The organism is Frankia sp. R43, assembly GCF_001306465.1.
Classification (GTDB): domain Bacteria; phylum Actinomycetota; class Actinomycetes; order Frankiales; family Frankiaceae; genus Parafrankia; species Parafrankia irregularis.
On record NZ_LFCW01000001.1, the window covers coordinates 1,149,206 to 1,173,574 of the forward strand.

General features: G+C 70.0%; 19 protein-coding genes. 9 read left to right on the plus strand and 10 right to left on the minus strand.

Annotated features, from left to right (window positions below):
- Window positions 1-10: 10 nt before the first annotated feature.
- On the minus strand, window positions 11-1,270 hold the full coding sequence (locus ACG83_RS04305) for a M14 family metallopeptidase (RefSeq protein ID WP_054564812.1): 1,260 nt from the start codon (window positions 1,268-1,270) through the stop codon (window positions 11-13).
- A gap of 92 nt (window positions 1,271-1,362) precedes the next feature.
- Window positions 1,363-2,667 carry an MFS transporter gene (locus ACG83_RS04310; RefSeq protein WP_054564813.1) on the minus strand — a complete coding sequence of 435 codons (1,305 nt, stop codon included), beginning with the start codon at window positions 2,665-2,667 and terminating at the stop codon, window positions 1,363-1,365.
- A gap of 234 nt (window positions 2,668-2,901) precedes the next feature.
- On the opposite strand from ACG83_RS04310, the gene ACG83_RS04315 reads away from it, so the two are divergent.
- Complete coding sequence (locus ACG83_RS04315; protein WP_054564814.1) at window positions 2,902-3,351, plus strand: YdeI/OmpD-associated family protein; 450 nt, start codon at window positions 2,902-2,904, stop codon at window positions 3,349-3,351.
- A 291-nt stretch (window positions 3,352-3,642) separates the two neighbouring features.
- Entirely contained in the window at window positions 3,643-4,458 is an 816-nt protein-coding gene (gene ddaH / locus ACG83_RS04320) for a dimethylargininase (RefSeq protein WP_054564815.1), read from the plus strand.
- A gap of 60 nt (window positions 4,459-4,518) precedes the next feature.
- Here the strand turns inward: ddaH and ACG83_RS04325 are convergent, their stop codons facing one another.
- Window positions 4,519-5,181, minus strand: coding sequence for a TetR/AcrR family transcriptional regulator (locus ACG83_RS04325; RefSeq protein ID WP_054565407.1), 663 nt, complete (start codon window positions 5,179-5,181; stop codon window positions 4,519-4,521).
- Between the two features lie 182 nt (window positions 5,182-5,363).
- On the opposite strand from ACG83_RS04325, the gene ACG83_RS04330 reads away from it, so the two are divergent.
- From ACG83_RS04330 to ACG83_RS04340, 3 genes are all read left to right on the plus strand, one after another.
- Window positions 5,364-7,532: a PKD domain-containing protein gene (locus ACG83_RS04330; protein WP_054564816.1), complete on the plus strand. Its 2,169-nt coding sequence runs from the start codon at window positions 5,364-5,366 to the stop codon at window positions 7,530-7,532.
- Window positions 7,533-7,691: 159 nt separating this feature from the next.
- Window positions 7,692-8,321: a pyridoxamine 5'-phosphate oxidase family protein gene (locus tag ACG83_RS04335; RefSeq protein ID WP_054564817.1), complete on the plus strand. Its 630-nt coding sequence runs from the start codon at window positions 7,692-7,694 to the stop codon at window positions 8,319-8,321.
- Between the two features lie 33 nt (window positions 8,322-8,354).
- On the plus strand, window positions 8,355-8,750 hold the full coding sequence (locus ACG83_RS04340) for an NUDIX domain-containing protein (protein ID WP_054564818.1): 396 nt from the start codon (window positions 8,355-8,357) through the stop codon (window positions 8,748-8,750).
- A 78-nt stretch (window positions 8,751-8,828) separates the two neighbouring features.
- Here ACG83_RS04340 and ACG83_RS04345 read toward each other — a convergent pair whose 3' ends face one another.
- Entirely contained in the window at window positions 8,829-9,464 is a 636-nt protein-coding gene (locus tag ACG83_RS04345; RefSeq protein WP_054565408.1) for an HNH endonuclease family protein, read from the minus strand.
- A gap of 253 nt (window positions 9,465-9,717) precedes the next feature.
- The gene (locus ACG83_RS04350; RefSeq protein ID WP_235497623.1) at window positions 9,718-10,905 is read right to left on the minus strand and encodes a glycosyl hydrolase 53 family protein; all 1,188 of its coding nucleotides are present in this window, start codon (window positions 10,903-10,905) and stop codon (window positions 9,718-9,720) included.
- Between the two features lie 688 nt (window positions 10,906-11,593).
- Here ACG83_RS04350 and ACG83_RS04355 point away from each other — a divergent pair.
- A complete protein-coding gene (locus tag ACG83_RS04355) occupies window positions 11,594-13,585 on the plus strand; it encodes a glycosyltransferase family 2 protein (RefSeq protein WP_054564820.1) in 1,992 nt (663 codons plus the stop codon).
- A gap of 59 nt (window positions 13,586-13,644) precedes the next feature.
- On the opposite strand, the gene ACG83_RS04360 is transcribed toward ACG83_RS04355, so the two are convergent.
- Complete coding sequence (locus tag ACG83_RS04360) at window positions 13,645-15,147, minus strand: NAD(P)/FAD-dependent oxidoreductase (RefSeq protein WP_054564821.1); 1,503 nt, start codon at window positions 15,145-15,147, stop codon at window positions 13,645-13,647.
- A 189-nt stretch (window positions 15,148-15,336) separates the two neighbouring features.
- Here ACG83_RS04360 and ACG83_RS04365 point away from each other — a divergent pair, with 189 nt between their 5' ends.
- Window positions 15,337-15,948 (plus strand): TetR/AcrR family transcriptional regulator, encoded by a 612-nt coding sequence (locus tag ACG83_RS04365; RefSeq protein WP_054564822.1) that lies wholly within the window; start codon window positions 15,337-15,339, stop codon window positions 15,946-15,948.
- 180 nt (window positions 15,949-16,128) lie between these two features.
- Here ACG83_RS04365 and ACG83_RS04370 read toward each other — a convergent pair whose 3' ends face one another.
- Window positions 16,129-17,667: an NAD(P)/FAD-dependent oxidoreductase gene (locus ACG83_RS04370; RefSeq protein WP_198955513.1), complete on the minus strand. Its 1,539-nt coding sequence runs from the start codon at window positions 17,665-17,667 to the stop codon at window positions 16,129-16,131.
- A gap of 200 nt (window positions 17,668-17,867) precedes the next feature.
- Between ACG83_RS04370 and ACG83_RS04375 the strand changes: the two genes are divergently transcribed.
- Window positions 17,868-19,145 carry a cytochrome P450 gene (locus ACG83_RS04375; protein ID WP_054564823.1) on the plus strand — a complete coding sequence of 426 codons (1,278 nt, stop codon included), beginning with the start codon at window positions 17,868-17,870 and terminating at the stop codon, window positions 19,143-19,145.
- A gap of 93 nt (window positions 19,146-19,238) precedes the next feature.
- The gene (locus tag ACG83_RS04380; RefSeq protein ID WP_054564824.1) at window positions 19,239-20,471 is read left to right on the plus strand and encodes a cytochrome P450; all 1,233 of its coding nucleotides are present in this window, start codon (window positions 19,239-19,241) and stop codon (window positions 20,469-20,471) included.
- A gap of 163 nt (window positions 20,472-20,634) precedes the next feature.
- Here ACG83_RS04380 and ACG83_RS04385 read toward each other — a convergent pair whose 3' ends face one another.
- From ACG83_RS04385 to ACG83_RS04395, 3 genes are all read right to left on the minus strand, one after another.
- Window positions 20,635-21,387, minus strand: a complete 753-nt coding sequence (locus ACG83_RS04385; protein ID WP_054564825.1) for an SDR family NAD(P)-dependent oxidoreductase — start codon at window positions 21,385-21,387, stop codon at window positions 20,635-20,637.
- Window positions 21,388-21,461: 74 nt separating this feature from the next.
- Window positions 21,462-22,466, minus strand: a complete 1,005-nt coding sequence (locus ACG83_RS04390; RefSeq protein ID WP_083473012.1) for an LLM class flavin-dependent oxidoreductase — start codon at window positions 22,464-22,466, stop codon at window positions 21,462-21,464.
- 68 nt (window positions 22,467-22,534) lie between these two features.
- Window positions 22,535-23,998: an aldehyde dehydrogenase gene (locus ACG83_RS04395; protein ID WP_198955514.1), complete on the minus strand. Its 1,464-nt coding sequence runs from the start codon at window positions 23,996-23,998 to the stop codon at window positions 22,535-22,537.
- Window positions 23,999-24,369: the final 371 nt, after the last annotated feature.

Below are 24,369 nucleotides of genomic sequence, written 5' to 3' on the forward strand. Positions count from 1 at the left end.
CCTCCGGCGCCTAGCTCGCGGTCAGGCCGGTCAGGCCGGTCACACCGGTCACACCGGTCACACCGGTCACACCGGTCAGGCCGGTCACGGCTGCGGCGATCACGGCCAGGCCGCGGTCGAGGATCTCGGTGCGCCAGGCCTCGTCCGGTGGGTCGAACGCCGCGCGGACGAGCCCGGCGATGCGCGCGACCTGTTCCTCGGTCACCTCGACTTCCTCGGTCACCTCGACCGCGTCACCGGCCTCCTTGGCCGCCTCGCGGCCCGCCGCGGCGCGGTGCAGCCAGAGCCAGTTGTCGGCCTGCAGCGCCCGCAGGACCGTGATCGCGTCCTGGGTGCCGAACTCCAGGGTGATCGCGGTCAGCTCGGTGTCGGGCAGCTCGTCCATCAGCGCCCGCGCGGAGTTCCCGCCGATGCGCGTCGAGCTGGACGTCCCGTCGTCGGAGTCCGTCAGCGCCGGCCCGTACCAGGCGCGGGCCCGGTCGAACGCGCCCGGGTCCTCGCCGCCGCGGAAGATCGGCTCCGCGGCGCCGCGCGCTCCCAGACCGGTGTGCAGGTCGAGGTAGGCGATCCGGTCGTAGCCCGTCAGATGCTCGCGGATGATCGAGCGCCAGGTCGTGTTCGACCAGCAGGGCTCGGCGCCGCCGTAGAACAGGCCGTCGGGGTGGTGGTACTGACCGGCGGTGATCGCGAGCTGGGTGGCACGCTCCCCCACCGCGGCGAGGTGCGCGAAGATCTGCTCGTCGGCCGCGGCGTGCGCGGGCCCCTCCCAGTCGGCCGGCAGCAGCCACCGGTGCAGCGCCGAGTACCCCTCGTTCACCGGGCGCCGGTCGTGATCGACGAAGTTCCGGTTGATGTCGATGTTGTCCTCGTTGACCCGGCGCCGGTGGGAGAAACCGAACGGGTTCAGCGCATGCACCAGCACGACCGACATCCCGGGGGCGGTGGCCGGGTCGAACTCGGTGAGGAACCGGAGCTGGCAGGCGGAGCCGGCGAAGCCCTCCGTCCCGTGCGTGCCGCTGACCAGCACCAGCGCTGCGCCACCGCCACCGCCACCGCCACCGCCACCGCTGCCGCTGCCGGGGCCGCTGCCGGCGCCGGGGCCGGGGCCGGGGCCGGGGAGCTGGCCGAGCTGGATGACGTCGGTGAACAGTTCCTCGCCGCCGGCCCCCCTCGCCGTGTCGTTGCGCAGCGACGTGATCCGCCCGCCCCGGTCGGCCGCGGCGGCGAGCAGACGGCCGCGGGCCTCGGCGTAGGTGGTGGAGAAGTACATCCAGCCCTCCAGACGATCGCGGGGCGCGGCTCGGGCGGGTTCGGGTTCGGGGCGGTTCCGCGGAACCGCCCGGAACCGCGGAACCGGGGTGTTCAGGCCGGTTCCGCGGAACCGCCATCCGCCACCGCGGCAGTCGGGACGGACGGCAGCGGCGGCGGCGCCACGCGTTCTGGGCGGCGGCCGCGGATCTGGCCGAGCGCGGTGACGGCTGCCGTGATGCCGATGAGCAGCGCGAACAGCCCGCGGTAGCCGCTCGCACCGACGACGGAGCCGGCGACCAGCGGGAAGACCAGGATCGCCACCTCGAAGAGCAGGCCCGCCATCGGCAGCATCCGGGCCCGTTCGGCGGGGCCGGCGAGGTTCACCGCCCGTGCCTGGAAGGCCGGCAGGCCCAGGCCGTAGGTGCAGCCCAGCGCGAGAGAGGCCACGCAGTAGAGCACCGGACTCGAACCGACGAAGACGAACGCGGTGACCGACCCGATCATGCCGATCGTCGTCACGGCCACCACCCGGTCCGAGGCACTGTCCGGCAGGAAGCGCGACAGCCCCAGCCGGACGGCGATCACCGCGATCGTGTACGTCACGTAGAAGATGTCGAAATCGAGGTCACGGCTGTCGGCGAAGGTCGTCTGGAAGCTGTTCATCGTCGTGAAGACGCAGGCGCACAGCAGGACCATCGCCAGCGGCACGATGCTGGGCGACCGGAAAACACTGCGCGAGGCCGCCGGTGCCGACGCCGGGGCCGGGGCCGGGGCCGGACCATCAGCGGCAGCATCGCGAACCGCGGCCTCGGCGGGAGAGGCGCCGACGCGAAGGCGCCCCAGGAAGATCGCCAGCGGAACCACCAGGCAGGCCGCGGCCACGGCAAGCCCGGCCCCGGCGACGAAGACCTCCTGGTAGGACAGCCCGGCCCGGCGCAGCGCGTTGCCGAGCACCGGCCCGATCCCGAAACCGACCTGGATCGTCCCCGTCGCGTAGCCGATGAGGGTGGCGCGGTCGGCGTCCGTCGCCAGAGCGGAGGCGATCATCGGTGCGGCCGTGTAGGTGACCGACCAGGCCGTGCCGAGCACGACACAGGCCACCACGAGCCACGCGCCGACCGAGTCGGTGGCGGCGGCGAGCAGCGCGGCGGCGGCGTACATCACACAGGCCACGGCCAGCAGCCGGTGCGGTGCGACCTTGCGCGGGTACCGCAGCAACAGCAGCAGCGCGATCGCGGTTGTCGGGGCCGCCGCGGCGCAGAGTGCCCCGTAGGTCGCCTCGCTTTCGCCGAGCGACTTCACGAAGGGCCCGATGAGCAGCAGGACCCCGAAAGCGGAGGAGGCGAACAGGACGCACCCGATCAGCAGGCCGAGAACAGCCCTCTCGACCGGCGATCGCCGCTGCCTGCCCGACACGGTCTGGGCGGTCGTGATGGTGTCGACCCTCCACTCCCACCCGATGGAGCCGCAGTCACGGCAACACAGAAGGCTCTGATCCTTATTTGCGGATCAACTATAGCTCCTTCTCCGCATCTACGGAACAGCCTTCCACGCTGTCCGTGTCAGGCGCGAAGCCCACGTACGTCCGGTATGCGGGGTCCTTCACGCATTCAGCCATCCGGGACACCCGCACACCACGACAATGCCCGGATGGCTGGAGACGAAGCGGGCCCAGAGCTCCCGGTCGAGCTTGCCGACGCGCTGCGGCGCGCCCCCGGCGCCTGGGAACAGTGGTCACAGCAGAGCGACGACCTGCGCCAGACCTACATCCAGTGGGTGGCCGGTGGGCACGGACGGCCCGTACGCCGGCGGCGGGCCCGCCGGACAGCGGAATACGCCGCCCGCGGCGTTCTCATCCGATCGGTGCAGCAAGCCCGGGAACGCAGCGTCTCCCGCGAGATCGGTGCGGCGGTCCTGTGGTGGATGATCGCCACCCTCGCGGTCAGCGCCGTCGAGCTGCTGCTGGCGAAGCTGCTCTCGGAGCGGTTCTCCTGGGCGGACCTGCGCCACCTCGCCTGGACGTCCGCCCTCACCGCCATCGGGGCCGCCGCGCCGGTCCTTTGGCGCCACCGCCGGGCGCCCGTCCGCACCGCCGGATGACGCCCGGGCGCAGCCCCGGGCTCCTCTGGAAATCTGACACCAATGGCTGGTTTTCGCGGCAGGTTCGGCTGTCGCGTTCACGGTCCTGTAGGGCTCATTGTGCCCTTCCGCAGAAGGCCCCGCGGCAACGCAGGCGCAGGCGGCACCCAGGCGCAGGCTCGAGCGCGCCGGTCGGGGTGCGAAATGTGACCCATCACCCGACTCGCGGTGGTTCGCACCAGGGAGCACGTGCCATGCCCGTAAGAATGGACAGGGACAGGGACACGCGCACCCGAGGCACTCGGAGGGCCTATGCAGCGGACCGCCACCGGCCGCCACTACCTCATGGTCGAGCCGACGTACTTCGACGTCGAGTACTCGATCAACCCCTGGATGCACCCGGAGCTGCCGACCTACCCCAAGGTCGCGCTCGAGCAGTGGACCACGCTGCGCGACCTGTACCTCGAGCTCGGGCACCGGGTGGACGTCCTCGAACCCCGCCCCGGCCTGCCCGACATGGTGTTCTCCGCCAACGGCGCGACCGTCGTCGACGGGCGGGTCCTCGTCGCGCGGTTCCGCCATCCGCAGCGGCGCCCCGAATCCGACGTGTTCCGCGGCTGGTTCACCGACCACGGGTTCAGCGTGGTCCGCCAGGCACAGTGGACGAACGAGGGCGAGGGCGACTGCCTGACCGCCGGGGCCCGCATCCTGGCTGGTTCCGGCTTCCGGACGACCCCCGAAGCCCACACGGAGATCCAGGAGTTCCTCGGCCTGCCGACGGTCACCCTCACCTTGACCGACCCGCGCTACTACCACCTGGACACCGCCCTCGCCGTCCTCGACGACGACCTGATCATGTACAACCCGCAGGCCTTCAGCGCCGACAGCGTCCGCCGGCTGCAGGAGCTCTACCCGGACGCCATCACCGCCTCCACCGACGACGCCGAGGCGTTCGGCCTCAACGCCGTCTCCGACGGCCGTCACGTCGTGCTCCCCCACGGCGCCACCGGGGTGATCGCGCAGCTGCGCGACCGCGGCTTCGAACCGATCGGCGTGGACATATCCGAGCTGCAGAAGGCCGGGGGCGGCCCGAAATGCTGCACCCTGGAGCTGCGCGGCGGAGACTGATCCGGCCCAGCCCTGATCCGACCAAGCCCGTGATCCGACCCAGCCCGGCCGCCGCGTCGTTCAGATGCCGCTCGGCGGCTCCAGCACGGCGCGGGTCGCCTCCATCCAGTTCTGGCCGGAGAGCCGGCGAAAGGCGCTGACCAGGGTCGCCCCGAGATCGAAGTCACGGGCTACGAGCCACTGGGCCTGCAGGCCGCCCCAAAGGGCGATGAACTGCCGTGCGACCTCGACCGGGTCCAGGCTCGGATGCGCCTTCCCGTCACGTTGGCGATCGGCGACCAGCCGGGCGTAGGTCTCGACCGCGGCTCGGTGGTGCTGGGCGACGTACTCCTCGGCGGGGTGGCCGGGGATCGCGGCCTGACCGGCGAGAACGACACGCAGCCGCATAACCGCCTCGCGGACGCCCTCGCCACCCGCGTACGCGCCGAGGGCGTCCAGGTCAAGGCCGGGCAGGCCGGCGCTGGGCGGCACACCGTCGCGCTCGGCCCGATCCACCGCCAGCTCGTCGTCCCGCTCCAGCGCGGCCACGAGCAGATGATCTTTACTCGGGTAGTGGTACAGGACGGTGGCCTCGCTGGTCGCGACCCGCCTGGCGACCTCGGCGATCGTCACCTGCGCGTGACCTTTCTCCATGACGAGATCGAGGACCGTCTGAGCGATCTCTCGTCGGCGCCCGGCCGTCCGGGCGTAGCGGCCGCGCGAGCGGCTGGCCGTCGATGCCATGTACCGAGCATCGCCCATCCCGAACCTGATTTGACATGAAGGTCCTGCGGCCGATTCTCGCCCGTTAAGTCCGATTTATACCTTTACTCCTCCTTGTTGACGGCAGTTCTTTATGGTTCGCTCAGTTTTCATAGCGATCATGATCGACGATCGGCAACGAAGGAACCCGAGGAAGCGATGCGATGAGGTCATTCAGGAAGCCCGCGCCCCGCGGCGCGACGATCCGGCTCGCCGCGGGCGCGCTCGCAGCGGGCCTGCTCGCGGCCGCCTGCACATCGGACGGAAAGCCCGACGCCGGCACCAACGGCACGCCCGCCGCGACCGCGTCGTGGAAGAGCAACGTCGGGCGTCCCTTACAGATCTCGACGCCGCTGCCCGGCCAGCCGTGCCGGACCAGGGATGACGCGACGCCCGTGGTCACCGGCTCCTGCGTCGACCCGAAGCTGAACCAGCCCTACGTCGACAAGGACGAACGCCGCACGGTCACCGACCCGGAGACCAAGGTCAAGGTCGACTTCCGCTACGTGCACGGAGGCTTCAGCGGGACCGAGGCGACGTTCGCCTTCTACTTCCCGGACCGCTACGCGGGGCGGTTCTTCCAGTACACCTACCCGACCCTGACCACCGACGACGCCGGGCCGGCCACGATCGCCTTCGCCCTCTCGAACGGCGCCTACCTGGTCCGCACCAACAACGCCGGCGGCCTGCCGAAGGCCGGCGAGCTTGGCGGCTACCGCGCGAACGCGGCCGCCGCGAACCTCTCGCGCACCGTCGCCGCCCAGGTGTACGCCGACTCCGCCAGGCCCCGCGGCTACATCTACGGCGCCAGCGGCGGCGCCTACCAGACCATCGGCGCCCTGGAGAACACCGAAGGCGTGTGGGACGGAGGCGTGCCCATCGTCCCCGGTACCCCGAACGCGATTCCGAGCAGCATGACCACGCAGCTGCTCGCGCTGCGGGTGCTTCGTGACAAGTTCCCCCAGATCGTGGACGCGATGGAGCCCGGCGGCAGCGGCGATCCCTACGCCGGGCTGAACACCGAACAGCAGGCGGTGCTCAGGGAGGCCACCCGCCTCGGGTTCTCCCCGCGCGGGTGGTGGGACCACGCCGAGATGGACGGCGGCGCCTTCTACGCGGTGGCCGGTGGCGTCCGCATCCTCGACCCGACCTACGTCGACGACTTCTGGAGCAAGCCCGGCTACGCGGGCACCGATCCGGCGTCCTCGGCCGGCGCCGCCCGCTTCCAGTACGACGCCGAGGTGACGGAGCTGGTCGGGAGCCCGCCGACGGGGCTGCGGCTGTCCGGTGTGCCGGCCGGTGACCTGACCGGCGCGGACATCGTCGTCACCAGCGGCGCCGCGGCCGGCAAGTCCGTCATCGCCGCGGGCTCGAAAGGCACCGAGGTCACCTTCCGCAAGGATGCGGACGCCGCCACGACTGCCGCGATCGGCACGATCCGCCCCGGCGACCACGTGCGCCTCGACAACTCGTGGCTGCTCGCGCTGCAGTACTACCAGCGCTATCAGGTCCCCTCGGCGGACATGTACGGCTGGAACCAGTTCCGCGGCTCGGACGGCGCGCCGTTGTATCCGCAGCGGCCGGTCCTCGCCGGGCCGACCTTCGCCCAGGCGGCGAGCGGAGCCGTCCCGACCGGGAAGTTCCACGGAAAAATGATCATGCTCGCCTCGCTGCTGGATGTCGAGGCGTTCCCCTGGCCCGCGGACTGGTACCGCACCCAGGCGAAGGCCACCCTCGGCGCGGAGCTGAACGACAGCTACCGCCTGTGGTACATGGACAACGCGGTGCACAGCTCACCGCGCGACGACGCGGCCGAGACGCACGTCGTCAGCTACGGCGGCGAGGCCCAGCAGGCCCTGCTCGACCTGGACGCCTGGGTCACCCAGGGCACCGCGCCACCGGCCAGCAGCTCGTACACCGTCGACAGCGACTCACAGGTGAACCTCGCACCCACCGCCGAGCAGCGGAAGGGAGTACAGCCCGTCGTCAACCTGACCATCAGCAAGGTCGGCACCCGGGACGTCCGGCCGGCAGCGGTGCGCGCCGACGCGAGGCCGGACGAGGCCGTCACGCTCGCCGTCTCCGCCCAGGCGCCACCCGGCAGCGGGAAAATCGTCAGCGTCGAATGGGACTTCGACGGCAGGGGCACCTACCCGGACCAGTCCGAAATCGACAACCCCGGCAGCACCGTCCAGACATCCATCAGCCACGCCTTCACCAGGCCCGGGACGTATTTTGCGGTCGTGCGGGTGACCTCCGAACGCAACGGCGACGCGGCGGCGCCCTACACACTCGTCCAGAACATCGCCCGCGCCCGGGTCATCGTCAGGTAGGCCGGGGCTAACGAGGCAGGTTCAGCGCAAGCGCGGCGGTGCCGTGGTTCCGCGGCACCGCCGCACCGCCGTTCCAAGGCACTGCGGTACCGCGGCACCGGTGCGGCCGGCGCCGAAAAGCAGTCGTCACGGGCCACGGCGGCGGGACAGAATTCCGCCATGCTGACACCCACCCGGGCCACCCAGCGGGTGACCAGAGATCGCGCCGCGGTGCACGCCGTGCTCGACGAGGCGCTGACCTGCCACGTCGGCTTCGCCGCCGAGGACCGACCGCACGTATTGCCCACCCTCCACGCGCGGATCGGCGACGTACTGTACGTCCACGGTTCGACCGCGGCCCGCCTGCTCACCGCGGCTCGGCCGGAACCGCTGCCGGTGTGCGTGACCGTCTCGCTGCTCGACGGTCTCGTCCTCGCGAGGTCGGCCTTCCACCATTCGCTCAACTACCGTTCCGTCATCATCCACGGGAACGCCGAGTACGTTCTCGACCCCGCGGCGAAGGAACGGGCGCTGGCCGCACTGGTCGACCGGGTTGCCGTAGACCGCTCGACGCAGTGCCGCCCGCCCACCTCGAAGGAGCTGGCGGCGACCGCCGTGCTCGCCCTCGACCTGGACGCCGAGTCGACGGACGTCGCACTCAAGGCCCGCACCGGACCACCGAACGACGACGAGGCCGACCTCGACTCGGGCTACTGGGCCGGCGTGATCCCGGTCCGCCTCACCGCCGGTTCCGCGGAACCGGCCTGCGACCTGCCCACACCCTCCGGCCTTGCCCCCTCGCTGGGCTGACCCGGCACCGGACGCCGTGGCAGCATCAACGCCGTGGCGCAGAAACAGGCAGTGGTGGCCGTGCTGACCAGAGCCGGGCGGGTCCTCGTCATCGAGCGGGGGCCGCGGACGGAGCGATCCGGCTACTGGGCGCCGCCGAGCGGGCGCATCGAACCCGGTGAAAACCAGGAGGAGGCGCTGGTCCGAGAGGTCAAGGAAGAGGTCGGGCTCACGGTGACCCCCGGCGCCAAGGTCTGGGAGTGCGACACCGACAACGGAACCTTCCGGCTGCACTGGTGGACGGCGTCGGCCGAGACCGGCGAGCTCGCACTCGACCCGGACGAGGTGAGTGCCGCCCGCTGGGTTACCCCGGCCGAGTTCCTCCAGCTGGAACCCACCTTCGCCGGCGACCATCCGTTTTTCGAGAAGGTTCTCCCTGGCCTGCTCTGACCACGCCAGGACCTGGCTGCCCGCGGGTTCGGATGTGGGCAGCCAGGCGTAGTCACGCGGAAGTCAGTTCTGCAGGGCTCAGCAGGTGCCGAGCATGGTCGTCAGGGCGGACTTCTCCGCACTGTCGACGGTGAGGCTGTAGTAGTACTTCACCTGGACCCACGCACGCGCGTAGGTGCAGCGGAACGAGGTGAGCGACGGCTGCCACTCGGCCGGGTCCTTGTCGCCCTTCGACTGGTTGACGTTGTCGGTGACCGCCCACAGCTCGGGGCCGCCGAGGTCGTTGGCGTAGGTCTGGCGCTGCGCCGTGGTCCAGGCCCAGGCGCCGGACGCCCACGCCTCCGCCAGCGGAACCATGTGGTCGATGTCGACGTCGGAGGCGGACGTCCAGGTCGCGCCGTCGTACGGGCTGTACCAGGAGCCGGAGGTCGCGGCGCAGCTGCTGTTCACGACGACACCGGTGCCGTCGCGCTTCAGGACCTGCTCACGGGTGTTGCAGGCGCCGGAGATCGTGATCCAGTGCGGGAAGAGGTCACGGTCGTAGGTGGAGGAGTGCGACTCGGCGGCGACCGTCAGGGAGTTCAGCCGGCTCAGTGCGGTGCTTGCCGAGGGGATGTTCGGGGGCGTCGCGTTCGCCGGCGCGGCGGCGAGGAGCACGCCGACCAGGATGGCAACGACGGCGACAGCCGCCGCCTTGAAGACACGAGGGGACACCACGCTCTCCTGACTGGCCCCGCCGGGGCCGGAGGGAATTCCGGTCCAGGTCCGGCGAAACCCGTCCAGGAGAATCCCAGACAGTCGATCAGGCAGAGCAACCCGAGAGCGAATATGCAGTAAATCTTCGCGGCGCATTTCAACCGAAAGTGAAACTGGGTCCGAAAACTGCAAAACCGAGATGAATCCTTGGCTCCGATCAGCCGCACGGCCGCGAAACCCGGCTCCTCCACTGCCGCGCGCGGGCCCGGGATCAGCTCGCGCCCGGAGCAGCGCCCGATGCGGCGGCCGGGATGGCCGCGAAGGCGTTGAGGCTGGGCAGCGCGGTGCCATCGCGATCGAACATGGCCAGGTTCGCCGCGGGCATCGGTTCGCCGGGTTTCGGGCTCACGGTGAGCCAGGCCGGTTCCCACACGAAGAAGCCGAGGCCGCGATGGTCGGGCACGTCACTCAGGATCTGGCGCAGCTGGGCGAAGAACCGTTCCTGGCCGGCTGGTGTCGCCGGCAGGGCGGTGCCGTCCGGTAGCTGGTCGGGTGTGTTTACCCAGTCACCGGGCTTCGCCGCGGCCAGGCTCTGCGGGTAGGCCGTCTCCGCGATAAGGATTCCGCGGTGGTAGCGGGAGGCGAGCATGTCGAGGTTCGCGCGCAGGGCGGCCAGCGAGCCGTTCCAGAACGGGTAGTAGCTCAGGCCGATGATGTCGAAGGATGTGACACCGGCCTGGATCAGGCTGTCGAAGAAATATCGGGACAGGCCGCTGTCCCCGCCGCTGTCGACATGAAGGACCACCGGGAGATGCCGGCCCGGGGCGCCTTCGCGGGCGCCGGCGATGGCACTGTTCAGCAGGTCCGCGAGCCTCGCCCATTCGTCGGCGGTGCCGGCCTGGACGGAGCCCAGCGGCCAGAGGATTCCGTTGGTGATCTCATTGCCGATCTGGATCATATCGACCGGGGTGCCCTGCGCGGCGAACCTCGACACGAGATCCCGGGTGTAATCGCCGATTCTCCGCTTCATGGCCGCCAGGTCGGACCGAGGCCATGAGGCCGGCGGCTCCTGTGCGTGCGGATCGGCCCAGAAATCCGAGTAGTGCGGCACCAGCATGATTTTCAGCCCGGCACTGTGCGCTCTTCTGGCGAGTGTCAGCGCCGATTTCTCGTCGCTGTAACCGGCGGGCGGGCTGACCCAGACCCGCAGCCGGACGTAGTTCGCGCCGCGGGCGGCGAGTATCCGTTCGACGGGACGTCGCTGCCCGCCGTCAGACAGGGCAGTGCCGGCGGCCTCCTCCTGCAGGGTGAAGGAGATGTCGGCGCCGCGGACACCGAGCACCTCCGCCGGGCGCGCACCGGGCCCGCTCAGCACTGTGACCAGCACCGACACCACGACGAGAACAGCGAGAACGGCGACCAGGATCAGCGGCAGGGCCACCCGCGCAGGAGGGGCCACCCGCACGCTCCGTCCCCGCATCGGTTCCCGCCCCCCTCCCGGCCGAGCGGCCCGCGGGCGCCGCGATCTCGGGCCGCGGGGCCCGCACGACGGCTCGGGCCCCGGCGGCTTCGCCGGGAGACTCCCGGGCCCACCGTTCGGGCAACGCCTCAGATCTCGCAGGATACCTGGCCACGAAAAGCATTCCGCCGCCACCTGAAAGTGATCTCAGCTATCAGCGCGGACAGCGGAGAGTGTGAGCAGAAAAACAAAGTGACCTGCGTTACCACATTCCGCTCCGACACCGGAGAGCGTCCACCCGGACGCTGTGTGCATCAATTTTGCCAAGCCGCCCGGGATGCCTTAGCGTGACCATCTGTCCGGACTACGCCGATCTATACCTCGGCGCTCGATCGGATGCGGGAGGGGGCTGGACGTGCAACGAAAGGGAATTCCTCGGTCACCCGCACGTCCATACCGACGGGCCCGAGCAATGTGACCTGCGCCATTCGCCGGCGGCCCGGGTGGGCCGCCGGCAGGCGAATCCTGCCCGCGCTGCCGGACATCTCTTTCGGGCCTGCGGCGGATTCGGGCCCGCGACGGACCCTGGCACCTGTCCGCGCATTCGGCGACCCCCGAGACCGACCAGCCGCTCGCTCGTTGTTTTCCGCCGCGTGATCAGTCGCGCGGTTCGTGGGGGGAGAGACAGGTGCGTAGCCCGCTGCGTGACGGCACGACGTCGGCGTATTCACCCGGGCCCGGGGCAGCGGCAGGCACCAGGGCTGCGCCGCCCTGGCCGGCCGAAGCCACAGTGCCCTCCCAGGCCGCGGATGTGACGGCCTTCCTGGATCTGGATGACGTCACGGTGCCGCTTTCGGTCGGTGGTGTCGACCAGGTGACCGTGCGGGTGCAGCGTCGCCCGCGGGTGCCGGGCCCCGGCCGCGGGCGGACGCCGGGGGCGGCGGACGGCGCTGGGATTCGGGTCCGGGCGGCGGCCGTGATGAGCCGGTCGCAGGCCTGGCAGTACCGGCTGGTCGTGGTCTGCTGGATCGCCGCGGTCGTCTTCTTCTGGCAGTGGTGGCTGCGTCCCGGCAACATCGGCTCCGCGCCGCTGTTCGTGTTGATGTCGCTGTCCTTCTTCTACGTGGGCACGTTCCTCGCGACGATGTACCTGATCTTCGTGGGAAACATGCGGCGGCCCGTTCGCATCCCGGTGCGGCGGGCGGAGGACGCCGGGGCGATCGGTCGGGTCGCGGTCGTCAGCCTGACCGTTCCCGGCTCCGAGTCGCTGGAGATCGTCCGGCGTCAGCTGGTCGCGATGAGCCGCATCGCCTATCCGCACGACAGCTGGATCCTGGTGGACAAGGTCCCCTCGCCGGAGATCGAGGAGATGGCCCGCTCGGTCGGCGTCCGATATTTCTGCCGGCATGACGAGGCCCGCTGGGGGAAGGCGGGTGTGGCGGGCTGGAACCGGCGCTTCCCGCCCTTCAAGCGCAAGACGAAGGCCGGGAACGTCAACGCCTGGCTCGATGCCCACGGCCGCGGGTACAGCCATTTCACCCAGCTTGACATCGATCACATTCCCAACCCGGACTACCTGCACCAGGTCCTCGGCTACTTCGCCGACCCAATGGTGAAGTGGGTCCAGGCACCGAGCGTCTACGGCAACTTCGAGCACTGGACGGCCCGCGGCGCCGCCGAGCAGGAGCTGGGGCTGCAGGGCCCGCTGCAGATGGGCTTCTACGGCTTCTCCCGGACTCCTTTCATCATCGGTTCCCACTGCACCTACGACACCGCGGCGATCCGTGAGATCGGCGGCTTCCAGCCGACCCGGGCCGAGGATCATCTCGACACGGTCTGCCTCGCCGCGCGCGGGTATCAGGGCGTCTTCGTCCCCGACATCATCGCGGTGGGTGACGGGCCGGAGACGTTCGAGACCTATCTTTCGCAGCAGTTCGCCTGGGCCTATTCGATGATCGAGGTCCTGCTGTGGCACACGCCGCGCCTGCTGCGGAACTACCGGCCACGGCAGGCGGTGCAGTTCCTCTTCTCGCAGACCTGGTACACCTTCTGGTGCCTGTCGATGGTGACCCTTTTCGCGCTGCCGCTGGCGGCGCTGTGCCTGAACTGGCGTATCGCGACGATTCACTACCTGGAGTTCGTCGTCCACAGCCTGCCGCTGAGCGCGGTCGGGGCGGGTGTCTGGTGGTGGAGCCGGCCGTGGCACGTGCCGCGCCGGGTGCGTCTCACCTGGCGCGGAATCGTGCTGCACGCGGCCCGCTGGGTGATCGTCCTCTCCGCGCTGGTGCAGGTCGTGCTGCGGGTCAAGAAGCCGTACATGATCACCAAGAAGGGTGTCGGTGACGATGCCGGCGCGATGTCGCTGCGGCTCGTCGCTCCCTATATCGCCATGGTCGTGCTGCCGTTGGCGGTCTGCTGGTTTCACCTCGCCGTCTACGACGCGGGCGCGACGGCGGGGTACCTCCTGTTCGCCCTGCAGGACACGCTGGTGTTCCTGCTGGTGCTGGGCTTCGTCGTGGCGCAGGAGGTCAGGGCCGCGCCAGGCGGCGGCGCGCCCTTCGCCGTCCGGCTGCGCCGCCAGGCCCGTCCGTTGCTGGCGACGGGCCTGCTCGCCGCCGCGGCGGTGGTCACCGCGGTCGCCTGCTGGCCCCCGATCTGGGACGCGATCTCGGCGATCTGAGCCCTGCCCCAGAGGGGCCAGGGTGCCTGCCGGGGGCCTGCGGGGCCCAGGGGCCGCTGCTACCGGCGCGGGATGACCGGTGCGTCGCGGCCGGTTCCGCCGGTCGCCCGGGCTTTCGCGCCGGTGGCCGACTTCTCCTCGTGATATTCCTGTTCGACGTTGACCTCCCACACGTCGTACCCGGTACCGTCGAGAATGTTCTCGACGGTGCGCATGGCGGTCAGCATCGAATGGTCGGCGTTGTTGTACCGGTGCATTCCGTTGCGGCCGACGGGGTAGACGTTCGGAGCGTTCTCCTCCAGCCAGCGCCGCATGACGTCGACGTTGCGCCGGTAGAACTGGTCGTAGGTGGGGTACGCCTTGGGGACCCGCACGACATAGCCGGTCTCGACCATGCCCGGGCGGACCAGCCCGAGTGCTTCCAGCTCCGCGGTCGCGAGCACGACCAGCTCGCTGTCGGGCTTCGTCCACATGTCGTCGCCCTCGAACACGAAGAACTCCAGGCCGAGGCAGGTGCGGCCTTCCTTGACCAGATACGGCGACCATGACCCGTAGTTCTGGATGCGGCCGACCCGGACTCCGGGATCGTGGATGTAGATCCAGTTGTCCGGGAAGCTGAACTCCTGCGGCACAATCAGCGCGACCGTCAGATAGTCACGGTAACGCAGGTCGTCCGCCGCCGCCAGGACGTCCGCCGGCGGAGGCGGGTCGATGCTCCTGAGCAGTGCCGACATCGGCATCGAGGAGATGACGTGGTCGGCCGGCACCCGTTGGCGCTGCCCGGATCCGGTGGTGACGGTGACGGCGACGGCTCGCCCGTCGGCCCGGTGAATCGTCGTCACCGCGGAGTTCATGATGACCTCTCCGCCCATCTTCTCCACCTTGCGGGCGGCTTCCTCCCACATCATCCCCGGCCCGAGTTTCGGGTAGCGGAACTCCTCGATGAGGCTGGTGATGTTCTTCTGGTTGCGCTTCGGGAGGACCGCGTTCACGATCGCCGCGGAGAGGGAGAGGTTCTTCACCCGCTGGGCGGCCCAGTCCGCCGGCATCTCACTGACCGGGATCCCCCACAGTTTCTCCGTGTACGTCTTGAAGAACGTCCGGTAAAGACGCCAACCGAACCTGGCCACCAGCCACGACTCGTAGTTGGCATCCTGGTCTCGCGGCGGACGGATCCGGGCCCGCAGATAGGACCCGATGGCGAGGGCGGCCTCGCGCGGCCCGAGATTCCCGAGGGCGTTCAGTGCCCGCAGCGGGTAGTCGTAAAGCTTGCCCTGGTAGTAGATCCGGCTCATCCGTGGCCGGAGCAGGAAGTCGTCGGCGGGCAGGATCTCGTTCCAGAGCACCTCGACCTCGGCCACCTTGGTGAAGAACCGGTGCCCGCCGATGTCGAACCGCCAGCCGTCACGAACGACGGTGCGGCTGATCCCGCCGACGACGTCGTCGGCCTCGAAGACCGTCACGGCCGCGCCGCGGGCGGCGAGCTGGTAGGCGGCGGTCAGCCCCGCGGGGCCGGCACCGATGACGGCGGTGTGCGAACGCTCAGCCTCAGCCTCGGTCAATTCGTCTCCTTCGCCAGGGCCCCGTGGTGGCCGGCGACGCCGCGCCCACACACCCGGACACCAATCAGGACGTGATCGTCTAGAATTTTAGACACCGACGTCCAAGACTAGGCTGAAGGGGTGCCCGAGCGAGTCCCACCAGCCCCGCGTGCGCCCGCACGGGGCCGCCCGGCCAAACGTGAAGCAATCATGGCTGCGGCGCTGGAACTCTTCGTCCGCCAGGGCTACGCGTCCACCACCCTGGAGGACGTCGCCGCGGCCACGCCGGTCTCCCGCCAGACCATCTACAACCACTTCGGCGACAAGGAGACACTGTTCCTCGCCGTGATCGACGAGCACATCACCGCGACGCTGGAAACCCTGCGCGAGGCGACGGCGCACTTCCCCAGCGAGCTGCCCGACCCCGAGGTCTATCTGAACGAGCTGGCGCGCCGGATCATGGCGACCTTCCTCGACCCACGCAGCGCCTCGCTCCGTGTGCTCGTTCAGACCGAAGGCCCGCGCAACCCACCGCTCATGCAGCTGTGGCGCCAGCGCGTCGCGGCGCCCGTCTGGTCGGAGCTGATCGGCCAGCTCGCTCGCCTCGCCCACGGCGGCGCGCTGCGCATCGACGACCCCGCCCGCGCCGCAGGCCACTTCATCGCCCTGGTCAGCGGCACCGTCTGGGAGATGACCGAGCTCGGCACCTTCGCCGTCTACCACCCGCCCGGGCTCGACGATCCGGCCCTTGACGCGGCGCTGCGCTCCGCGGTGGGGCTCTTCGTCCGCGGCTACGCCCCGGGAGACCGCCGCGCCGGCTGAGGGTGGATCCCGTGCCGCCGCACAGCGCCATCAATTCACACCAATAGCGACATAAGGGTTTTGGCAATTCGCAAGAAGTGAGGATTACGGTTGTTGCAGCAGCCGAAATCCTCACATCTTGCTCGGCGACAGCGGCGACAGCGGCGACAGCGGCGACAGCGGGACCGGATCAGCCAGTTCTCACCGGGAGGCCCGGGCCGCCGCGGTGCCCGGCGAGGCTTTCGAAACGGACGACGCACCGGTCCGTGGAGTGGGGACGGAGGCCGAGAAGCCGTGGCGCAGGATGCGGGCGACCATCGGCGGCCGCAGCAGGCTGGAGGGTGGCTCCACCAGGTTCGCCAGGCGCATGAAGGTACGGGCGACCGTGGGGTCCAGGTGCGCGGCGATGTGGGCCCGGCGGATGTAGGCGTTCATGATCCGGACCCGCGGGGTGCGGTTGCCGACGACGCCCGGGTAGTTCAGGTCGGCGTTGGTCGACATCTGCCAGGCGAACTCGATGCGGGTGACGGCCTCCTGGTAGAAGCGCCGCGGCAGGTCGGCGCGGCCCGCGTGCAGGCAGCCGGCGAGCGCCTCGGCCTGCTGGGCGGCGACGGTCATCCCCTGCGCGTAGATCGGGTTGAGGCTGCAGGCGGCGTCGCCGATGACGAGGAAGCCCTCGGGCGGTGCGGCCAGCCGCTCGAAGTAGCGGCGCACCGATCCGCGGAACCGGTGCGGGACGGGATCCTCCAGCGGCCGGGCGGTGGTGACGATCTGGTGGACGTCCGGAACCGGCATGGTGGACGCGAATGCCTGGAAGCCGGCCTCGTCGAGGGGCGGGTGGTCGCCGAGCATGCCGCCGAGGGTGACGTGCCAGCGGTTGCCCTCGAGCACGATCGCGCCGCCGCCGCGCCAGCCCGGCATGGTCGAGACGACCACACCGAGGTCACCGTCGAGGTGCTCCGGGCGGCGCTCGTAGGTGCGTGAGGCGTAGCCCAGGTCGATGTCGATACGTTCCTCGACCGGCCGGTCGCAGCCGATCTCGGCAAGCCAGTCGGGAGCACGGGACGCCCGCCCGGTCGCGTCGACGACGAGGTCGGCCGCGATGACGGCTCCGCCGCGGGCGCCCTGGGATGCGTCCTGGCCGTTGCCGGTCGCGTCTCCGTCGAGGCGAGCTGCGTCCTGGAGGAGGCGGGGTGCTTCCTGGCTGAGGTGGTCGATCGCGGCGGCGGTGGCCGCGTCCGTTGCCGTGACCCGAACGCCCACCACCCGCCGCGCGCCGTCGGGTGCCGCGGGTGCGGCGACCAGGCCGGACGCGGAGACACCCGCATGGATCTCCACCCCAGGCATCGCGGCGGTGCGGGCCCGCAGGGTGCTTTCCAGCAGCGGCCGGCTGGCCAGCACCGTGGTGAGGCCGGTGGACGTCGGATGGACCCGCAGGCCGCTGAGGTACCAGCGGGATCGGGTCAGGACCTCGGTTGTCGGCGCACCGAGGCCGACGAGCTCCGCGGTCACCCCGGGATACAGGTCCTCGATGATCCGGCGGCCGCGTTCCATGAGCCCGTGCAGGTGGCGGCCCTGCGCGGTGCCGCGGCGCTGGAGCACCCCGGTGAGGTCGTCGCGGTCGAGCACCACCACCTGCTCGTAGCTGTCGGCGAGGACCCGGGCGGCGAGAATGCCCGCGATGCTCGCTCCGAGCACCACCGCCCGCCCACGGCGCTCCGAGCTACCGGCGTCTGCCACATCGCCCTCCCACAGCTGTCGGCCTGCGATCAGCCGCGCGATCCACAAGGATTCAGCAGCGAAATCCTGCCCACCGCGAAAATCACCGGTCAAGGCGCTCGACCGAAATCAATCACATTATGAAAACCACCTATCGTTCGCCGTCTCGACATCCGGCGCCTTACGGTTTTCGCACGGCTTTCCGCAGCAGGAGGTTGTCGGTGAACGCGTCAGCCGCATCACCCGGCGTATCAGACACGATCGACTCAGGCACGATCGACCTGACCGAGACCATTCTCGCGCTGTTCGGCCTGGAGCACCGGGCCGACCCCTATCCGCTGTGCCGGAGCCTGCGCGAGGCCGGCCCCCTGCACCGCACTCCGCTCGGCCTGTATCTGCTGACCCGGCACAGCGACTGCGTGACCGTCCTGCAGAACTCGGCCTGGAGCCACGCCGACGAGGCCGCGCAGCTGCACGGGGACGTCGAGGCGCACGAGGCGGCCGCCGAGCTGCCGACGTCGTTCCTGTGGATGGACCCGCCGGACCACACCAGGCTGCGCCGGCTGGTCGGGAAGGCCTTCACCCCGCGGCTGGTGGCGGGCCTGCGGCCACGCATAGAACGGCTCGTCGACGGTCTGCTCGACAACGCGCTGGCCGCGGGCGAGTTCGACCTCATCGAGACGATCGCCTACCCGCTGCCGCTGACCGTCGTCTGCGAGCTGGTCGGGGTGCCGGCCGCCGACCACGCGCTCGTCCAGCAGTGGTCCCAGTGGCTGGGGCGCGGCTTCGACCCGGATGCCCTGCTAAGCCCGCAGGAGCGGGCCGACCGCAGCACCGCGTCCCGGGACTTCCAGGCCTACTTCCGGGAGCTCATCGACGAGCGTAAGCGCCAGCCCGCGGACGACCTGCTCAGCGCGCTCGCCGCCGTCGAGGACCAGGGCGACGTGCTGACCGAGCTGGAACTGCTGACGTCCTGTGTGACGACGCTGGTCGCCGGCCACGAGACCACGGTGAACCTGGTCGGCAACGGCATCCTCGCGCTGCTGCGCAATCCCGACCAGATCCAGGTGCTGCGCGAGCGGCCCGAGCTCGTCCCGGCCGCGGTGGAGGAGCTCCTGCGCTACGACCCGCCGGTGCATCTGACCACCCGGTCGGCCACCCGGCCGCTGACCATCGGCGGGCGCACGTTCGCCGAGGGCGAGGGAGTCGTCGTTCTCATCAACTCGGCGAACCGTGACCCGGCGGCGTTCCACGATCCGGACCGCCTCGACGTCACCCGGTTCCACCAGCGGACCCCCGTCCCGCCGCACCAGCTGGCGTTCAGCCTCGGCATCCACTACTGCCTCGGCGCCCCGCTCGCGCAGCTGGAGATGGAGATCCTGCTGGACCGCCTGCTGCGCCGGGCCGGGACGCTCGAACTGCTCGACGACGACCCGCCCTACAAGCCGAACATCGTCGTTCGTGGTCTGGCCGCCCTGCAGATGGCCGCCCGGGCCTGACCCCGGTCTCCTGACACCGGTCTCCTGACACCGATCGCCCGAAATCGATCGCCCGACACCGATCGCCCGACACCGATCTCGGAGGGAGGACCGATGGCCTCGACCCTGCCCGCGGACGACGTCACCCGGATCCTGCTGGATCTGTTCAGCCCGGCGCACCGCGCCGACCCCTACCCCCTGTTCGCACAGCTGCGCGAGGGCGGGCCGGTACACGAGACGCCGCTCGGCATCCGGCTGGTGACCCGGCACGCGGAATGCACCGCGGTGCTGCAGAACCCGTCCTGGGGGCACAACCAGGGCCCGGACGGCGCCTTCCGGGGCGGCGACTCTTTTCTTTTCATGAACCCGCCGCAGCACACCCGGCTGCGGGGAATGGTCAGCCGGACCTTCACCCCGCGCATGATCTCGGGGCTGGCGCCGCGCATCGAGCGGCTCGTCGACCAGCTGCTGGACGACATGGTCTCCGCCGGCGAGACCGATCTGATCGCCGCCCTCGCCTATCCACTGCCGATGACCATCGTGTGCGAGCTGCTCGGGATTCCCGCCACGGACTACCCGGTCTTTCACAAGTGGTCGATCGCCATCGCCCGCGGGCTGGACCCGGAAATCCTTCTCAGCCCGGAGGAGAAGACCCGGCGGGACGAGTCGACGGCCGCCTTCTACGACTATTTCCGGGAGCTGGCCCGCTCTCGGCGCGACCATCCGGCCGATGATCTGATCAGCGCGCTGGCCGCGGTCGACGAGAACGGTGACGGGCTTTCCGACACCGAGCTGCTCGGCACCGGGAACCTGCTGCTCAACGCCGGGCACGAGACCAGCGTCAATCTGATCGGGAACGGCCTGCTCGCGCTGCTGCGCCACCCGGAGCAGCTCGCCGCCCTGCACGCCGAGCCGGAGCTGGTTCCCAGCGCCGTCCAGGAGCTGCTGCGTTTCGACGCGCCGATCCAGCTGATCCCCCGCGACGCGCTGACCGAGCTGGAGCTCGCCGGCGAGCTGCTGCCGCCCGGTTCCGGGGTGGCGGTGCTGCTCGCCGCCGCGAACCGCGACCCGGCCGCCTACCCGGACCCGGACCGCCTCGACGTCACCCGCTTCCACGGACGCCAGGCGGCTCCCCCGCGCCATCTCGCGTTCAGCCTCGGGGTGCATTTCTGCCTCGGGGCCGGGCTGGCCCTGCTGGAGATGGAGACGCTGCTGCGCCGCCTGATCGAACGGGGGATCACCATCGACCCGCTCACCGACGAGCCGGATTTCAAGCCGAACGTGATCCTGCGCGGTCCGGAACGCCTTCCCGTCTCGGTACACGAACCGGCTCCGCGGCACCGGTAGGGACGGATTTCAGGACAGAGCCAGTCAGAGGATGCCGTCAGAGGATGACGGGCGGCGTCTCGAAGCCGCGCACCGTGAGATGCGGCCGGAACACCGGCTCGTCGGTGGCCAGCGCGAGGGCCGGGAACCGGGCGAACAGGCGGGTGACCGCCAGGCAGGTTGTCTAGCCGGCGGTCCAGCCGCCATCCACGACAAGGTAGGTTCCGGTCACGTACGAGGCGTCCGACGAGGCGAGGAACGCGGCTACGGCGGCGATCTCGTCAGGGTGGCCGGGGCGGTCGAGCGCCGATTTCGAGGCGGCCCGCGACACCGCTTCGGGGAATTCCCGTTCGCCCATGAGGGTCATGCCGGTCGGGTAGACGAAGCCGGGGCAGATGGCGTTCACCCGGATGTCGGACTTTCCCCATTCACGAGCCGCGGCACGGGTCATCGCGAGGATCCCGGCCTTCGAAGCGCCGTAGACGGCCGTCTGCGGCGACGAGACCAGGGCACCGACCGAGGACCAGTTGATGATCGATCCGCCGCCCGATGCCACCATCGCCGGGATCGCGTGCTTCATGCCGAGGAAGACACTTTTGAGGTTGATGGCGAGGAGCCTGTCGTAGTCGTCCTCGTCGATGTCGGGAATGGGCGCCTGGGCGATGCCGGCGACACCGACCACGTTGCAGAGGATGTCGAGTCGGCCATGCCGCCCGACCGCCTCCGCGACAAGCGCCTGAACCTCGTCGCCGCGGGTGACATCCGCGTGGACCGGCTCGATCTGATCCGGTGCCTGCGCAGCGGTGTCCCTCTCGGCGCCGCTCACGTCGACGGCGAGTACCTTGGCGCCCTCCTTCGCGAGGCGAAGCGCGGTGGAACGGCCCTGCCCGATTCCGGCGCCGGTGACGATGGCGATCCTGCCATCCAGACGTGCCATGTTCTCCCCTTGATCCCCTTGATCAGATCCGGTCTCGTCCGCGCCGGGCGTCAGCGCCGGGGCCGTCGTGCCTGCTAACCGCTCACCCATGACCGCACGGCGGGAAGAACCTGCTCGCAGACGGCCGCGAGCTGCTCCAGATAGGCGGGTCCCTGGTCGAGAATCGCGAGGATGAAGTGCCCGCACCCGGCGGCGTGGTACTCGGCGAGCCGCGTCACGACCCGCTCGGGAGTGCCCGCGAGCACGTACTGTGCCGGGCTGGCCTGGAAGTTCTTCGTACTGGCGCCGCGCATGAACTCGGCCGCGCGGTCGTCGGCGCCGGTGTCCCGCTCGGTGATCAGTGTCGGAAGCACCCTCCCGAGCGGGAAGTCGATGTCTTCCAGGCCGAGCCGCTTCCGTTCGAGGACAATCGTGTCCCTGGCCGCGCGGAACCCGTCGACGTCCTTGTAGAAGCCGACCCAGGCATCACCGAGCCGAGCCGCGCGCCGCAGTGCGGGAGGCGTGTGCCCGCCGAAAAGCAGCGGTATCCGCGGCGGGATCGGTGCTATGCGCACCCCCTGCAACGGGCCGTCGGAAGTGACCGGCTCGCCGGACCAGAGCTCACGCAGGAGCAGCACGGACTGCTCCAACCGTGCGGCTCGCTGGTCGAGTGGTACCCCGCTGGCGCGGAACTCCGCCGGATGCTCACCGCCGACGCCGACGCCGAGCGTGAGACGCCCCGGGTGATAGGCGGCGATGGTCGCGAGTTGCTTCGCCGCCGCGAGCGGGTTTCGCAGGGCGAGCAGCATCACCGACGTTCCGACGCGCACCCGCGTGGTCACGCTCGCCACGTGTTCAAGCGTCACGATCGACTCCAGCAGCGGGAGCGGATGCACCAGATGGTCACCCAGCCACAGACCGTCGATGTCATGCCGCTCGCCGTAGACCGCCGCCTCGGCGATGCTCGACGGACTGATGCTCCCGTCGATGGTGCCGAACACCGGAAGCATCACGCCGAGAGTCGGAACCAGCTGGCCCGATGAATGTGCGCCGGGCGGCCCGAAAATCCTTCCACCCGCCGAACCGGATCCAGTGGCCATGGATCTCCCTTCCCCGGAGAACGCCGCCGCGTTCACGGTTTTCTGGTCTGGGATTTCGGTCACACGGGTCAGACCATCGCGACGGTCTTGATCCGCTGGAACTCGGCCAGGCCGTCCGGGCCGCCCTCCTTGCCGTAGCCGCTGAGGCCCAGACCGCCGAACGGGCGGTTCACCATCATGTTCGGCGCACCGTTGATCATGGTCGCGCCGGCCACGAGCCGCTCGGCGACCCGGTGCGCGCGGCGCACGTCCGTGGTCTGGACGTAGGAGGACAGCCCGTACCGGGTGCAGTTCGCGATCTCGACGGCCTCCTCTTCGGTGGAGAACGGCATCATCGACAGCACCGGGCCGAACACCTCGACCTGGCCGAGCTCACTGTGCGGCTCCACGTCGGCGAACACCGTCGGCTCGAGGAAGTACCCGCCGGACAGCGGCCCCTGCAGGCGCCCGCCACCGGCGACCAGCCGGGCGCCGTCCAGCCCGGCCTGCTCGATCATGCCGAGGATGCGGTCGACCGCGGCCTGGTTGACGACCGGGCCGATGTCGGTGGCGGTGTCCCACGGGTCACCCACCCGGATCCCCTTGACCAGGCGCGCGACCCGATCGATCGCCTCCTCGTAGATCGACTCCTGCACGAGCATGCGGGTCGGAAAGGCGCAGCCCTGCCCACTGACCGTGCCGAGGACGCGCAGCGTCCCCCAGGCGATCGCGGCGTCGAGATCGGCGTCGTCGAAGACGAGGTTGGCCGACTTGCCACCGAGCTCAAGGCAGGCCGGTTTCATCTGCTCGGCACAGGTCCGCAGGATGGCCTTCGCGGTCACCGGACCACCGGTGAACGAGACCTTCTGGACCAGTGGATGCTCGACGAGCGCCGCTCCTGCCTCGCCGGTGCCGGGCAGCACGCTGACGACGCCCGGCGGGAACCCCGCGGCCTCCACCAGGTCGGCGAACAACTCGGCGGCGAACGGTGTCAGCTCCGACGGTTTGACCACGACGGTGTTGCCCGCGGCGAGCGCCGGCGGGACCTTCATCGACAGGGAGGTCAGCGGGCCGTTCCAGGTGATGATCGCGGCGATGACGCCGTAGGGCTGCGCGAGAGTGTAGCTGAACTCGCCGTCCGGGCCGAACGAGGACGCCACCCGACCGGAGATCTTGTCCGCGAAACCGGCGTAGTACCGGGTCCACTCCACCGCACCGCCGACCAGCCCGACCGCCGAGCTCACCGCCATACCGTTGTCGAGAATCGCTCGCCGGGAGAACTCGGCCGCGTTCTGCTCGATGAGGTCGGCCAGCCGGAAGAGCAACCTGCGCCGTTCGGCGGGACGCACGTCACGCCATCGCAGAAAGGCCTCGTGCGCTAATCGCACGCTCTGCTCCACCTCTGCCGGCCCGGCAAGGGGAACGATCGCGTCGACTTCACCGGTGCACGGATCGACATGCTCGAACGTGCCACCCGACCCCGCGGCGAGCCGCTCGGCGCCGATGCACAGATGTACGGGTGGGCGTGTCCGGTCCATCCCGGTGTCTGCCATGACAACCCCCATTCAAATTGGCGGGCAAAGCGGTGCCGTCGGCGGGGAGGGACGTCGACCAACCCGCGGCCGACGCGGCTGGCCTGCAGCGTTCGCAAAGTAGCAGAGTAAGCATGTACTCCGCTAGACCTTTGCTGTAGGCAATTCGCGCTCACCACCCCACCCAGGGCATCCGACCATCTACACCACCAGGCGGCATTTCGTACGCACTTGACTACGGAAAGTGGTCGAACCACGGCCAGGGGAGGTAGAAAATGCGGACAAATTTGGGCATTCGACGGGCAATCGATGCAAAAGAAGTGCACTCCTTAACCTTGATTGGTGAGTGAATATTTACTAGAGTCCCCCACCTAGCCGCTCCAAACAGGGGA